The following is a 14421-nucleotide window of genomic DNA, read 5'->3' on the forward strand; positions in this document are numbered from 1 at the left end:
TTCTAGATTTCACAGCTACTGTGCATAAATGGACATAGGGCATCCCGTATTTCATTTGAAATCGGGGTGCTTTTTCGTGTATGACGATCGACAAAAACATGTACAAAACTGCCTTGGGCAGCAGCCTGGTCGTTGCCTTGCTTAAAAATAGCCAGGTCATAAGTCAGGGAAGAACCTCCTAGTTTGGCGATACTGACACCGACCTCAATCACTTCAGGATAAGACAGTTCCTGATTAAACTGACAGCAGGAATTCACCACCAAACCGATATTCGGAGACGTTCGTGGATCAAAACCGGCATGTTGGATCAGCAGGGCATTGGCTGCGGTATCAAAATAGCTGTAATAGGTGACATTATTGACATGGCCGTATAGATCATTGTCCGCCCAGCGGGTCTGGATGCTGAGGAAAAAAGTATATTGCTCACGGGTTTTGACAGGTGCTTTGCTCATGAATCATTTCTTATAAAAATTGAGATTAATTTAAGCGTTTAATTGGTAAACATTAGGCATAAATCGCCTGATAGATTTGTAAAGCATCCTCTACAGTCATATCACGCGGGTTGTTTTGCAGTAGTCGAGTCTGTTTCATGGCATCTTCAGCCAGTATCATTAACAGATGCTCAGGAATATCCAGCTGAGCAAGTTTTAAAGGTAAACCACTGCGTTGCAGATGATTATTAAAATGATCAATAAACAGATCAGTTAAGCCATCATGACAGCCTTTACTGTGGGGATCGAGCCAGGTCATTAGTTCGGCATATTTCTGTTTGGCAGCAGGGGCATTAAACTTCAGTACTTCTGTCAGCACAATCGCATTGCTATGTCCATGGGACAGATGAAAATGCCCGCCAAGTGGATAAGCCAGTGCATGTACCGCACCAACAGGTGCGTTGGCAAAAGCCTGGCCAGCCAGCATGGAACCGACCAGCATATTCTGGCGTGCTTCCAGGTCATCTCCATCATCCAGAACACGAGTCAGATTGTTGTTCAGGAGCTTTAATGCCTGTTTGGCCAGCATATCCGAATAGGGATTTTTCTTGATTTTCGATGTATACGCTTCTATGGCATGCACCATCGCATCAATGCCAGTCGCTGCCGTAATATGTTTAGGTAAACCACGGGTAAAGCTGGCATCCAGAATTGCAATATCAGCAAACAGCAAAGGCGAAACAATTCCGGTTTTGGTGGTTTCACCTGTGGTCACAATCGAAATGGGGGTGACTTCCGAACCGGTTCCTGCCGTAGTCGGGATTAGGATCAGTGGTAGACGTGGGCCTTCAACTTGATCGATACCATAGAGTTCATTCAGGCATTGGGTCTGCTGTGGATGGCTCAAGACCGCAATAATCTTGGCCACATCCAGTGAACTGCCACCACCAAAACCAATCACCACATCGATCTGTTCCTGACGGGCGAAAGAAATGGCATCCGCTATGATATGTTCTGGTGGATCTGCCTGCACATCGGCATAGATGGCATAATCCAGACCTGCTTCATTGATAATGTATAAAACTTCCTCATGCAGATTCTGCGCAATCATGCCTTGATCGGTCACCAGTAGCACGCGGACATATTTGCCTTTCTGTAGAATTTGGTGCAGCTCACGAATCGTGCCAAGTCCGGCAATGATGTTGGGAACAGTCTGAAATTGAAATCTTTGCATGGCTGCTTCCTTAATTTTTATCCAAATTCATATTATTGTGGCGTTGTGATATAGGATTCACTATACAAATAACTTAACATAAGAATCCTGAAAATAAAGTAGTGCTGAGGTTGTTTATGTCATCCAGAACGCCATTTAAGGTGTTATGTGTTTGTCTGGGAAATATTTGTCGTTCTCCCACGGCAGAGGTGGTCCTCAGACATTATTGCGATGTACATAATCTCAATATCATGATTGATTCGGCGGGAACCAGTAATTATCACCCGGGTAAAGCGCCTGATCTGCGCAGTCAGGAACATGCCTTAAAGCGGGGTTATGATCTGTCTGCATTGCGTGCCCGTCAGCTGACTCTACAGGATTTCCTTGATTTTGATCTGATGCTCGCGATGGATGAAGACAATCTCAGGGATATTCTTGCACTCCAGAAACGTGCTCAACAACAACTTGGCCAATTACGTGCTGAAGTCGCCTTGATGAGTGAATATGATTCTGACTATCCAAAACAGGCAGTACCCGATCCTTATTATGGCGGTGCTGAGGGTTTTGAACGTGTACTTAATCAGTGTGAATCCAGCAGTCTTGCGTGGATCGATGTCTTTAAAATGCAACAAAAAGAGCTTAAGGTTTAAGTCATGCAAATCCAAACACAGGTTCAACTTAAACCTTTTAATACTCTCAGTCTGGATGCAATTGCATCACATTACTGCAAAATTCAATCAAATGATGATCTGATTCAGGCTCTGGATTTTGCCAAACAGCAACAGCTGAATGTTCTGATTCTGTCTGGTGGTAGCAATATGCTTTTACCGGAACAGATTTATGCACTGGTATTGCATATGGACATTCAGGGCATTGAACTGCTGGATGCGGATGATCAGGTGCAACGCCTTCGTGTCGGAGCAGGCCAGAGTTGGCATGATTTTGTAGTATGGACCACACAACAAGGCTTTTATGGCCTGCAAAATCTGGCTTTAATTCCAGGTCTTGTTGGTGCTTCGCCAGTACAGAATATTGGTGCCTATGGGGTAGAGGTCGGGGAATTCATTGAAAGCGTTGAAGTCTATGATCGTGAAAATCACAGTTTTAGCTCAATCAAAGCAGCAGATTGTGACTTCGCCTACCGTCATAGTATCTTTAAAGATCATCCGGGCCGTTACATCATTACCCATGTCATCTTCCGTCTGTTGAAACAGCCGGAGCTTAAACTCAATTATGGTGACCTGAAAACAGCAGTGGGTGAGGAACAGACGCCAGAAAATCTGGAGCGCCAGGTGATTCAGATTCGTCAGAGCAAATTGCCTGATCCTAAAGAATATCCAAATGTCGGTAGTTTCTTTAAAAATCCAGTAGTTGATTTACAATTTTTTGACCAAATTGCTCAACAATTCCCGAATTTACCTCATTATCCGCAGCCAAATAATCAAGTTAAAATGGCAGCCGGCTGGTTGATTGACCAAAGCGGATGGAAAGGTAAACAGCTGGGTTCAGTCGGTATGTTCCATAAGCAGGCGCTGGTGCTGGTGAATTATGCCAATGCCTCGCTCAAGGACGTGCGTGCAACCTACCAGGCCGTACAGGCGGACGTTCAGGAAAAATTTGGTGTTCTGCTTGAACCGGAGCCAGTTTTATTTGCTGAAAATGGCATGATCCGCTCACATCAGGATTAAAGGATAAATAGATGGATAAAGCACACTGGATGGTTCGAATAGTTCAAGTAGTCTCAGTACTATTTGTGCTGTGCGCACTGTTCGTAGTCTTTCTTTATTCGCCGTTTTATTCACATCTGGTGGTCAAAGGACTGAACTATTTTGTTCCGGTCGAGGTCAATCAGATCGCGGCTGCAAGCCAGAAACAGGCCTCCTTAAGTGTCAATGAAACACTGGAGCCAGGTTCTGAGTTATGGATTGCACGCCAGGCCTATCTCAAGGTGATGGAAGAAGATATTTCCAAAAATCAGTCACAGAACCTGGCACTGATTCAGGCACGCTATAAAGCTTTACAGCAGTTACTTGAAGATGAACGTGAAGCTGAGGCAGAAAAATCTGAACAGCAGAAAGTTCAGGTACCATTGCTGGTGACTGAAATAGAAGCAGCTGATGTAGTAGAACCAGATGATCTGACTGAATTGTTAAGCTTGAGCAGTGATGAAAATGCTGCCCAGATGGGACAGTTTATAGAATTCTTGAAAAGCTATGATGTTGAACAGCATCAGCAAAATATTGCGCAAATGACCAATGTGGAATTTGCCGAAGACCTCGCAACTTTAAATCATGACCAAACTCAGCCAGTGCAGGATGAGATGTCCAAACCTTATGCTATTGTGGTCTTGGGCGGCGGTTTGACCCTGCATGAAAATGGTAAAGATATTATCGTCAATGACTATACTCGTCTGCGCCTGGAAAAAACCCTGGAAGTCGAAAAACAGTATGATCTGCCGATTGTTTTGAGTGGAGTAGAAGCACCGTATATGCAACGCTGGTTACAAGCCTATGATGTGGATGCCAAACTGCTTGAAGACCGCAGTATGAATACCTGTGAGAATTCCCGTTTCAGCTCATTGCTGTTACAGAAGAAGGGTGGAGCCCCTACGGTGATCCTGATCACGGATCGCTATCATATGCCACGTACACGCCGTCTGTTCGCACTTAACGGTATTCAGACCATTCCGGTGGAAGCGCCAATGCCAAATTCACTTACTACATGGCGTCCAAGTGTTAAAAACTATGATCATAGCCGACGGGCTAACTATGAACTCTTAGCAACACTTCGGGATGTGTGGTTTGGATCAAGTGACTGTCGGGAGGTACCTTAATGTCAGATATCCCATTTTTAAACCCGACAATTCTCAAACAGCTGGAATTACCAGTCCCCAACCGGGATATTACGCCACAGCTGTTGCAACCATTAAATCTGAATCGGGACATGCAGTCTACGCTGGAATTACAGGCTTACCGGAAACTGTATGGTTTTGACCTGCTCAATGCGAAACACTGGCAAGGTTATGTGCAAATGCCATTGTTTAAATTGCATGTGCAAGTCTTTGAGCCGGATCTGACCGAAAGCCGTTTTGATAAAATTCAGGGAACGGTGTTTCTATTGCATGGCTATCTGGAACATAGCGGGATCTATCAGCCAATTGTCAAAGAGCTACTGGAAGAAGGGTTTAGTGTACTCACCTTTGATTTGCCAGGGCACGGCTTGAGTAATGGTTCATCGGCCAATATTCAGAACTTTGACCATTACCAGCAAGTATTGCATGCAGTGCACTGTTATGTACGTCATGCAACGCAGTTGCCAAAACCCTGGTTAGGTATCGGACAAAGTACTGGTGGTGCAATCTGGATGCACCACTTGCTGGAGTTTGCAGAACGTCGTGAAAATCCCTTTGTAGATCGCGTACTGTTACTTTCACCACTGATTCGTCCAGCTAAAACAGCATGGTGGCATAACTCTGTAGGTCTCGGGATTATTCGCCGGATTAAGCGTGAAGTACCACGCCATTTCAGACGTAATAACCATAACCCTGAATTCCTGCGCTTTGTGCGTTTAAAAGATCCATTACAACCCCGTATGATGGGCATGGACTGGATTCTGGCGATGTCACGTTGGATGCAGCAGATGGAAGACCGGCCAGCTTGCCGTATTCCGGTATGGCTGGCGCAGGGGGCGCAGGATCAGACGGTGGATTGGCGTTATAACATCGAATTTATTCGGCGTAAATTCCGCCTGCAAACCTTGTTGATGTTAGAGGAAGGTTCGCATCAGTTGATTAATGAGCGAGCTGATATTCGTGCGGCACTGACCGGTCTGATTCCAGCCTTTCTGCATGCACAGGGTGGTCGAACTTATTATTAAGTTCAGATGATGAATAGTAGATAAGGCGATTCTAAAGAATCGCCTTTTTCATTTAGATATATTTAAAATTTTTCTGCAGTTGCGATATTCCACATGCGGTAATAAAAGTTTTCTTCATCACGATTTTCACAGTGAAGCAGCTCATTTTCTTTCATCCAGAAGTGTAATTGTGCATAGTTTTTAATTTCATGGCTGTTGATGCGTTGAGCCAGTTGATGAGGTTTAATACCAGATGGATGACAAACACCAGCGGAAGCAATCATTTCGGAGAGTGCTTTAAGGGTGCTTTTATGATAATTATAGACTCGTTCCGCCTTGCTTGGCACATGTAGCGCCTTTTGGCGGCTTTTATCCTGAGTAGTAACACCAACCGGACACTGGTTGGTATGACAGCTTTGCGCTTGAATACAGCCAATAGCAAACATAAAACCACGTGCTGAATTGACCCAGTCTGCACCAATGGCGATCGTACTGGCGATATCGAATGCACTAATAATCTTGCCGCTTGCACCAATTTTGATCTGTTTGCGTAATCCTGCGCCTACTAATGTGTTATGAACGAACAATAAGCCTTCACGCAGGGGAACGCCAATATTGTCAATCATCTCAATCGGTGCTGCACCTGTACCGCCTTCTGAACCATCGACCACAATAAAGTCCGGCAGGATTTTAGTATGCAGCATTGCTTTGACGATACTCATAAATTGCCAGGGCTGCCCCAGACATAGCTTAAAGCCAACCGGTTTGCCACCAGACAGCTCACGTAATTGCTGAATGAATTCCATCATTTCAATTGGTGTGCCAAATGCAGGATGACTGGCTGGCGAAACACAGTCATGTTCGCGGCTAACTCCGCGAATCTCCGCAATTTCCTCAGAAATCTTGGCTTTTGGAAGAATCCCACCATGTCCTGGTTTCGCACCTTGAGACAACTTGATTTCAATCATTTTCACTTGTGGAATTTTGGCTTTCTCCGCAAATTTGACCGGATCAAACTGGCCGTCCAGTGTACGACAACCAAAGTAAGCACTACCAATTTCCCAAACCAGGTCTCCGCCATTTTCCAGATGATAGGGGCTAATGCTGCCTTCACCTGTATCATGGTAGAAATTGCCCATTTTTGCACCCAGATTAAGCGCACGGATAGCATTGGCACTCATACTGCCAAAACTCATGGCGGAGATATTCATGATTGAAGCATTATAAGGCTGCTTGCATTGTTCATTGCCAATCGTAATCCTGAAAGTCGCCGGATCTGCGGGTGGGCAAGGAATAATCGAATGCGTGACAAACTTATAGTCATGGTTATAGACATCGATAATCGAACCAAAAGGCTTGTCAGAATTTTCATTTTTGGCACGTTGATAAACCAGACTGCGCTGCATACGGGAAAAAGGCAGGGCATCCTGATCGGCTTCAATAAAGTACTGGCGAATTTCAGGACGGAACTCTTCAAACAGGAAGCGGAAATGACCCATAATCGGATAGTTCCTGAGAATAGAATGCCGGTGTTGTAGTACATCATAGAGCCCCACCACACTCAGGACAGCGCTAATAATCCACAGCGTATTGACCAGCGTTTGAGGCATGAAATAGTAAATATAGCGGGGTGAATAGCCGATATGAAAGCCGGTGAATACCAACGCAATAAAAATACAAAGGAACCAGATAGAATACCGTGAAAAAAAGGTATTTAGCAGTTTATGCCGGACAAGTTGAGCTGGATTTGCCATAAAATCTTGATTCCCTGTTGTTCTTATCAGACCTTCAGATTTTCAAGGCTTCGCGGTTTTATACAAGAACAAAATTGTTATTGGATTTTATAGGTTTAACTTGGAAAGATTGTTTGGATTAAAAATTAACCAAAATAATATGTTTAGCAGGAAAAATCCTATGAAAAAAATCTGCAAAAGGCATCGCTTCTTTTTATTTCACATGCAGGAAAAGCTGGTTTAAAGTAATTTTATCCAATAGCGGAGGAGATGGTATGACGAAGAAATCAATCCGGTTCAATACTGCAGAGCTTGCGTGCTCATGTATGTAATGACCTTAACTATGAAACTTCCTTACTGCATATATCTGGGGAACAAGACAGGTATATGCAGGATCAGCAGCCGATCAACCAGAACAATGACAAAAACAATATAAAAAATTATGAGTCCCGGGAATGGGGCTTTTTTTATGTTTGTTTTATGCTTCGTCTTGTTGATATACGGCTCGGGAAACGTGCTCAGGTTCAATTTTTTGAATTTTGTTACCAAAGCTGCGTAGCCACCATACCAGCTGTGAAGTAAAAGGCACTGTTGCACTAATGAGAGCCATACCATGATCAAGCTTTTCAATCTGTTGATCGCGGCTGAGCTGGCTTTCTTCAAAATAGTGTGCATCTGCTTCAGGCATGTGCAGCTTCAGCATGACATTTTCAGTAGGCTGGTCAAAGTTGACCCGGAAGCCCAAAGCACCGGATTCAATATATTCATCAATATCAAAGTTCACCGGATGCAGGGCACGCGTATTTAAAACATTCGCAGATTTAAACCGGTGTAGGGCAAAGGTCTGAATATCAGATTTGTCATGACGGGTACATACCAGATAAATGATCGAACCTTTTTGTACCAATGCCAGCGGGTTGAGAATATAGTTTTTTTCTTCACTATTTTGCCCGCGACCCTGATAGATACATTCCAGCTGCTTATCCTGTAACAGCCCTTCATAAATCGCCTGTTGTGCCTGACGGTCTACGACAGGCGGAATCAGCGGCTGAGTCGCAGGAACGATACGGACCCGGTTAATCCATTGTCGTACATTATTCTGGGTTGACAGGCTGCGACGTGCCAGATCAAACCAGGGATTCATTTCCTCAATCAGACTGGGTGGTAACAGATGTTTGAGGTGTTCCTCAACCATCATAAACGTCACTGCTTGTGAACTGGTCATGTGCGGCAGACTTTGAATCGGTGCATCGGAACGCCAACGCCAGCCCTGTGGAATAGTCTTGCTGCTTTCAATGGGAAAACGCTGCGCAATCTGATTCAGGTCACGCTGAATAGTGCGCAAACTGATTTCCACACCTTCACGTTCCAGGATTTCCTGCAATTCGCGAGTGCCCATCCATTTCCCGGTCGTCAGGCGCGATAAAATCTGCCATTGGCGATAAAGGCTATTCGAAGTTTCTTTTTCTTGTGCGGTCATAAGCTGAAATTAGGATCTGCAAATTGAGAAAAAATCATTAACACAATAAAAAATCTCTATTTTTTTCGCAAGTATTTTAAGTAATCGAGGATAGCAGAATAGATACACATTGGTGCAAAAATGCCATTGAGTCGCTCGGAAATAAAGGGATTAATGGTAAGTACAAAAATACCGCATGGCATGGATATTGCTTTGTTAAATATACAATTTGATTACAATACGACGAGGTTTGTATGCTAAAAGAAACCCAGGATACAAATATCACAACGACTATAGAAAATTTTACAACAACGGCGATTAACACTAATTTTACAGAATCGAAGGACACGGTAGCAACTCACACAGGCAAACCTCTACAAGTGCTGCAGCAGATGGCATCTAAATTCTTTAATGAAATGCGTGATGACCAGAATATGAATGGTCTGGCTGGGCAAAAAATCGAAGAGTGGCTGTCAAAGCATACTTTAGATGAGCTTAACACCCTGAATAAATTGGCAAAAGAACATTTTCTTTATGAAGGAATTACCTTCACGGTTTATGGAGATGAAGAAGGCACCGAACGTACCATCCCTTTTGACATTATTCCACGCGTGATTGCACGCAAGCAATGGAATATGGTGGCACTCGGTTGTGAACAGCGTGTTAAAGCCCTGAACCTGTTTTTGCATGACATCTATCATCAGCAGGACATCCTCAAAGCTGGGATTGTGCCTGAGCTGCAAGTGCTGACCCATGAGGCTTATCAGCCACACATGTATCAGCATAGTCTGAAAGGCAGCATTTATAGTCAGATTAGTGGTATTGATATTATCCGTGACTCAAAGGGTGAGTTCTATGTACTTGAAGATAACCTCAGGACCCCTTCAGGTGTGTCTTATATGCTGGAAAGCCGTAAGATCAGTGAAAAGTTGATGCCAGGCCTGTTTGAACAGACACCTATTGCTGGTATAGAGCAATACCCACATTTACTCAAAGAAATTCTGGCAGAAAACTCAGCTGTCGATAATCCCTTTATCGTGGTCCTGACTCCGGGCCGTTTCAATAGTGCTTACTATGAACATGCTTTCCTGGCAAGGGAAATGGATGTGCCATTAGTGACATCACGTGACCTTTATGTAGAGAACGCGAAAGTTTATGTAAAAACTATACGTGGTCGTCAGCAGGTAGATGTTATTTATAGACGTGTCGATGATGCCTATATCGATCCGCTTTGTTTTAAACCTGATAGTACCCTTGGCGTACCAGGCCTGATGTCTGCCTATTTGCAGCACAACGTTGTTATTGCGAATGCACCGGGAACCGGCGTAGCAGATGACAAGTCGATCTATCCTTATGTGGATAAGATGATCAATTTCTACCTTGGCGAACAACCCATTCTGAAGAATGTTCCCACTTACCAATGCCGTGAAGCTGAAGATCTTGGTTATGTATTGGCGCATCTTGATGAGCTGGTTGTGAAAGAAGCCCAAGGTTCAGGTGGCTATGGCATGCTGATCGGTCCACAGGCGTCTAGACAGCAGATTGAAACCTTTAGAGAGAAAATCATGGCTGCGCCACATTTATATATTGCCCAACCAACGCTGGATCTGTCTGTCAGCCCAACTTTAACCAATTATGGCATTACAGAACGTCATATTGATTTGCGTCCATTTGTACTTAGCTCACCCTATCGTACTGAAATCGTACCGGGTGGACTGACACGTGTAGCAATGCAAGCAGGTTCGCTGGTCGTGAATTCCTCCCAAGGCGGTGGCATTAAGGACACCTGGATTGTCGATAATCTCCATTCATAAAAATAGCAAAGAAGGAATTTGTCATGCTTTTACTTAATTCCAATGCGCAACATATTTTTTGGTTGGGTCGCTACTTATCAAGAACACAGTTTTTATGTGCCCATTTTCCATTTTTAGAAGATGATGCGGCAGTTGCGTATGCGCATGCATTCTGCCTCCCAGCCTTTGATGCCAGTTCGCTAAATGAACTGGTGCTGGATCCGGCTCAACCTTATTCATTCCATCAACAGTTTAAAGTGGCGCGTGACAATATTCAGGAACTACGTGGTGTACTGTCTGCCAAAGCTTATGCAGAACTGAACCGCCTGATTCGTACTGCTGATCAGAATGCCGGTTATATCTGTGATGTCGTTACAGATTGTCAGGATATTCTGGAAGGTGAAGCTCCGGATGTGTTTCTGTTTTTTAGTCTGGGTCAATGTCTGGAAAAGCTTGATCAGGAGCTACGTCTAGGTGAAGACACCACCACTACAATTGCAAAAATTGATTATGTGATTGAATCCTTGGTTGAGATGGGCTGGTCAGATCTGAATGAATACTGGAACCAGCTACGTGACCATACTGACCTGATCAATTTTTACCAATTCAGTGATTATATTCATCATATGTTTGAGATTAATGTATGAAGTTGATGGTGAATCACCAAACACATTATAGCTATACCGAGACTGTCACCAGTAGTATTCAGTACATTAAGATGATGCCTTCCAGTAATGTACATCAGCAGGTACATTCCTGGGATGTCAGCGTGCCGGGCAGTCGGGAGCTGAGCCGGGATGCCTTTCATAATTTGTGGATTACCAGTACTCAGCGCACACCTTATCAGTACTTAACCATTATGGCGCAAGGTATAGTCGATTTAAATCCCTTGAATAATGATCAGGGAATGAATGACCAGATCAATCCAAACCTGTTCTTGCAGCCAACTTCAACTACTCAGTGTAATGAGGAGATGAAGGATTTTGTAAAACAGTATGTGCCAGTTCCAACGCGTCTAAATCTGATCGCATTGGCTCAGGCGGTATTGGAGCATGTACCGTATATAACAAATAGTAGCTCGGTACATGGATCCGCCATTGATGCTTTTGAGGCGAAACAGGGTGTCTGTCAGGATCATGCTCATATTTTCATTGCCATGTGCAAATATCTGGGCTTACCGGCACGTTATGTTTCGGGTTATCTGTATGCTCAAAATACTTCTCATCTGGCCAGTCATGCCTGGGCAGAGGTATTTATTGACCAGGCTTGGTATTGCTTTGATGTAAGTAATCAGTTATTTGTACCTAGTGCACATATTTATGTTGCCATTGGGCGCGACTATTGGGACGTCGCGCCGGTACGTGGGGTAAGAGAAAAGGGCGGAGTGGAATCCATGCATTCCATCGTCCAGGTTCTAAGTTGTTAGCAAGGACAAAAAATGACTTATTGTTGTGCGCTTCGTTTGGAGCAGGGGATGGTGTTCATTAGTGACACTCGGACAAATGCGGGTGTGGATCATATATCGGTGTTTCGCAAATTATATACTTTTGGTATTCCGGGTGAGCGCGTCATTGTTATTCAGGCATCAGGAAATCTGGCTACGACACAAGCGGTGATCGGGCATATTAAAAATCAGCTGGAACTGAATCAGGAACCTAATATTCTCAGTTTGCATACCATGTTTGAAGTCGCGGAACTGGTCGGCCGCACCTTGAAGCATGTGATTGAAAGTGTAACTACAGATACCATGGAGCAAAGCAACTATTATTGCAGCTTACTGGTGGGAGGCCAGATTGCTGGACAAGATATGCAGCTCTATCATATTTATCCGCAAGGCAACTTTATCTGTGCAACCAGTGATACGCCGTATTTCCAGATCGGGGAAAGTAAATATGGCAAGCCGATTCTGGATCGAGCACTCAGCTATGATATGCCGCTAGATGAAGCACTGCGATGTTCACTGATTTCCTTCGCTTCGACTTTACGTTCCAATGTTTCCGTAGGGATGCCATTGGATGTGCTGGTTTATCATAAAGACACATTTGAAATTCCGGCAGGTAAACGCATTCAGGAAGATGATGAATATTTCACCACAATCAGTAAGCAGTGGTCGGATACTTTGAAGAAAGGTTTGCAGGAATTACCTAAGCCAACTTTAGATTATTTTCAATAAAACTATCTATCTGTTTGATATCACGTTACAGTGGCATGGTAAATTTAAGAAAATTTAAATTACAGAGGTTAGCATGCATCATTTTTGTTATGCCAGTCAGAGTACCTCTGATAAGTCGAATTTGCTCGATGACTTAACGGATATTCTGGCCGAGGCACGAGATTTTAATTATCGTCATGATATTACTGGGGCGTTATATTTTGCAGATGGCTATTTTTTTCAATGTCTTGAAGGTAAATTGGAACATCTGAATGTATTATTTGAAAAGCTAAGTAAAGATCCACGGCATGAGAATATCAAACGTTTTGAAATGCGTCCGCTTGAGCAGATTAATTTTGCCGGCTGGTCGATGAAGTATATTTCACGACGCGATGAAATCCGGGACTTTTGTACGAATATGGGTTTTAATGACTTTACACCACATAGTTTTGAACAAGCTCATGTAGATGCGCTGTTAACTCAGCTACAAACTCAAGACCAAGAAGAAACTACAGAAAATTAAATTAAAAAGCCCAATTAATATTGGGCTTTTTAATGCACGGTATTTTAAACCAGTTTTCGGACTGGACGTGCAGACATACGACACAGCAATTCATAGCCGATAGTGCCATTTGCTTCAGCGACATCATCGACCAGGCGGGTTTTACCCCACAGCTCTACTTCAGTGCCAAGCTGCAGATTGAGATCAGTTGCATCTATTGCGATCATATCCATTGCGACACGACCAATCACGCGAGTCTGTTGTCCATTAATTGCGACATAATTCTGTTTCGGGAAGGCGCGTGGATAACCATCACCATAGCCAATTGAAACAATGGCCAATGTCATGTCCTGATCTGCGGTGAAAGTCGAACCATAACCGACGTGTTCACCCGCTTTAATATGATTCAGCGCAATGACTTCAGCTGTGAAAGTCATCACTGGTTTTAAATCCAGATCATGAATCGTTTTATCTGCAAATGGAGTCGCGCCGTAGAGCATAATACCTGGACGGACAAAGTCAAAATGCAGTTCAGGATATTTATAAATCGCAGCCGAGTTGCAGCACGAACCCATGAGTGGGGCACAGTCATTTTTCACTTCAAGGAACTGCTGGACTTGCTCTTCATTCAATGGGTGATCAGCGTCTGCATTGGCAAAATGCATCGCAAGTACACAAGTAAAACCTTCAGCTTTGAGTTGATTGATCACTTGTTTAATCACATCAATTTTAAAGCCCAGACGATTCATACCGCTGTTCAGTTTCACCCAGACTTTAAGGCCTTTAGTGATATAAGCATCTTTATGAGCCAGTAGCCAGTCAAGCTGTGCCTGATGATGTACCACAACTTCAATATTCTGATTGATCACGATCTGCATTTCATCAGCAGAGAAAATACCTTCAATCAGCGTAATCGGTTGCTGATAGCCGAGTTCACGAATTTCCAGTGCTTCCTGAAGGCAGGCGACACCGAAGGCATCGCTATCTTTTAAGGCTGCTAAGCAGTCTTTAACTCCATGTCCGTAAGCATTGGCTTTAACCATGCTGACGATTTTAGCGGTTGGGGCAAGTTGTTTGACACGGTTTAAATTATATTGCAGTGCTGTACTGTCAATATAAACTGTTGCTTGGCGCACCCTAGATACTCCTTCGGGATGACAAAATGATGTTGTGTGAAATACACAAAAGAGGGAGAGAAATAACTGTTTTGATAAAACAAAATCAGTCATTTCAAAATTGTAAATATTGTAGTCCTATCTGCCACAAATGGACATGCTCATTTA

General features: G+C 43.7%; 14 protein-coding genes. 9 read left to right on the plus strand and 5 right to left on the minus strand.

Annotated elements, in window-relative coordinates:
* Positions 1 to 2 precede the first annotated feature (2 nt).
* Entirely contained in the window at positions 3 to 452 is a 450-nt protein-coding gene (locus F955_RS07005; RefSeq protein ID WP_004892884.1) for an acyl-CoA thioesterase, read from the minus strand.
* Between the two features lie 52 nt (positions 453 to 504).
* The gene (locus tag F955_RS07010) at positions 505 to 1665 is read right to left on the minus strand and encodes an iron-containing alcohol dehydrogenase (protein ID WP_004892885.1); all 1161 of its coding nucleotides are present in this window, start codon (positions 1663 to 1665) and stop codon (positions 505 to 507) included.
* Between the two features lie 116 nt (positions 1666 to 1781).
* On the opposite strand from F955_RS07010, the gene F955_RS07015 reads away from it, so the two are divergent.
* Genes F955_RS07015 through F955_RS07030 form a run of 4 tightly spaced genes read left to right on the plus strand, consistent with a single transcriptional unit; the run spans position 1782 to position 5520 of the window.
* Entirely contained in the window at positions 1782 to 2294 is a 513-nt protein-coding gene (locus F955_RS07015; RefSeq protein WP_004892888.1) for a low molecular weight protein-tyrosine-phosphatase, read from the plus strand.
* Positions 2295 to 2297: 3 nt separating this feature from the next.
* Positions 2298 to 3332: a UDP-N-acetylmuramate dehydrogenase gene (gene murB, locus F955_RS07020; RefSeq protein WP_004892889.1), complete on the plus strand. Its 1035-nt coding sequence runs from the start codon at positions 2298 to 2300 to the stop codon at positions 3330 to 3332.
* A gap of 11 nt (positions 3333 to 3343) precedes the next feature.
* On the plus strand, positions 3344 to 4477 hold the full coding sequence (locus F955_RS07025; protein WP_004892890.1) for a YdcF family protein: 1134 nt from the start codon (positions 3344 to 3346) through the stop codon (positions 4475 to 4477).
* Positions 4477 to 5520, plus strand: a complete 1044-nt coding sequence (locus F955_RS07030; RefSeq protein ID WP_004892891.1) for an alpha/beta hydrolase — start codon at positions 4477 to 4479, stop codon at positions 5518 to 5520. Before F955_RS07025 ends, F955_RS07030 begins: the two co-directional genes overlap by 1 nt.
* A 62-nt stretch (positions 5521 to 5582) precedes the next feature.
* On the opposite strand, the gene F955_RS07035 is transcribed toward F955_RS07030, so the two are convergent.
* Both F955_RS07035 and F955_RS07040 read right to left on the minus strand, forming a co-directional pair.
* Complete coding sequence (locus F955_RS07035) at positions 5583 to 7253, minus strand: FMN-binding glutamate synthase family protein (RefSeq protein WP_004892892.1); 1671 nt, start codon at positions 7251 to 7253, stop codon at positions 5583 to 5585.
* Positions 7254 to 7710: 457 nt separating this feature from the next.
* Positions 7711 to 8712, minus strand: coding sequence for a helix-turn-helix transcriptional regulator (locus F955_RS07040; protein WP_004892893.1), 1002 nt, complete (start codon positions 8710 to 8712; stop codon positions 7711 to 7713).
* A 233-nt stretch (positions 8713 to 8945) separates the two neighbouring features.
* On the opposite strand from F955_RS07040, the gene F955_RS07045 reads away from it, so the two are divergent.
* The 5 genes from F955_RS07045 (at position 8946) to F955_RS07065 (ending at position 13159) form a co-directional block, all read left to right on the plus strand.
* Positions 8946 to 10505: a circularly permuted type 2 ATP-grasp protein gene (locus F955_RS07045; protein WP_004892896.1), complete on the plus strand. Its 1560-nt coding sequence runs from the start codon at positions 8946 to 8948 to the stop codon at positions 10503 to 10505.
* Between the two features lie 23 nt (positions 10506 to 10528).
* Positions 10529 to 11131, plus strand: a complete 603-nt coding sequence (locus tag F955_RS07050) for an alpha-E domain-containing protein (RefSeq protein WP_004892897.1) — start codon at positions 10529 to 10531, stop codon at positions 11129 to 11131.
* The gene (locus tag F955_RS07055; protein ID WP_004892899.1) at positions 11128 to 11910 is read left to right on the plus strand and encodes a transglutaminase family protein; all 783 of its coding nucleotides are present in this window, start codon (positions 11128 to 11130) and stop codon (positions 11908 to 11910) included. Before F955_RS07050 ends, F955_RS07055 begins: the two co-directional genes overlap by 4 nt.
* A 12-nt stretch (positions 11911 to 11922) precedes the next feature.
* Positions 11923 to 12657, plus strand: coding sequence for a proteasome-type protease (locus F955_RS07060; RefSeq protein WP_004892902.1), 735 nt, complete (start codon positions 11923 to 11925; stop codon positions 12655 to 12657).
* Positions 12658 to 12730: 73 nt separating this feature from the next.
* Complete coding sequence (locus F955_RS07065) at positions 12731 to 13159, plus strand: BLUF domain-containing protein (RefSeq protein WP_004892906.1); 429 nt, start codon at positions 12731 to 12733, stop codon at positions 13157 to 13159.
* 44 nt (positions 13160 to 13203) lie between these two features.
* Here F955_RS07065 and alr read toward each other — a convergent pair whose 3' ends face one another.
* The gene (gene alr, locus F955_RS07070) at positions 13204 to 14274 is read right to left on the minus strand and encodes an alanine racemase (RefSeq protein ID WP_004892907.1); all 1071 of its coding nucleotides are present in this window, start codon (positions 14272 to 14274) and stop codon (positions 13204 to 13206) included.
* Between the last annotated feature and the right edge of the window lie 147 nt (positions 14275 to 14421).

This window comes from Acinetobacter schindleri CIP 107287 (assembly GCF_000368625.1).
Classification (GTDB): Bacteria; Pseudomonadota; Gammaproteobacteria; order Pseudomonadales; family Moraxellaceae; genus Acinetobacter; species Acinetobacter schindleri.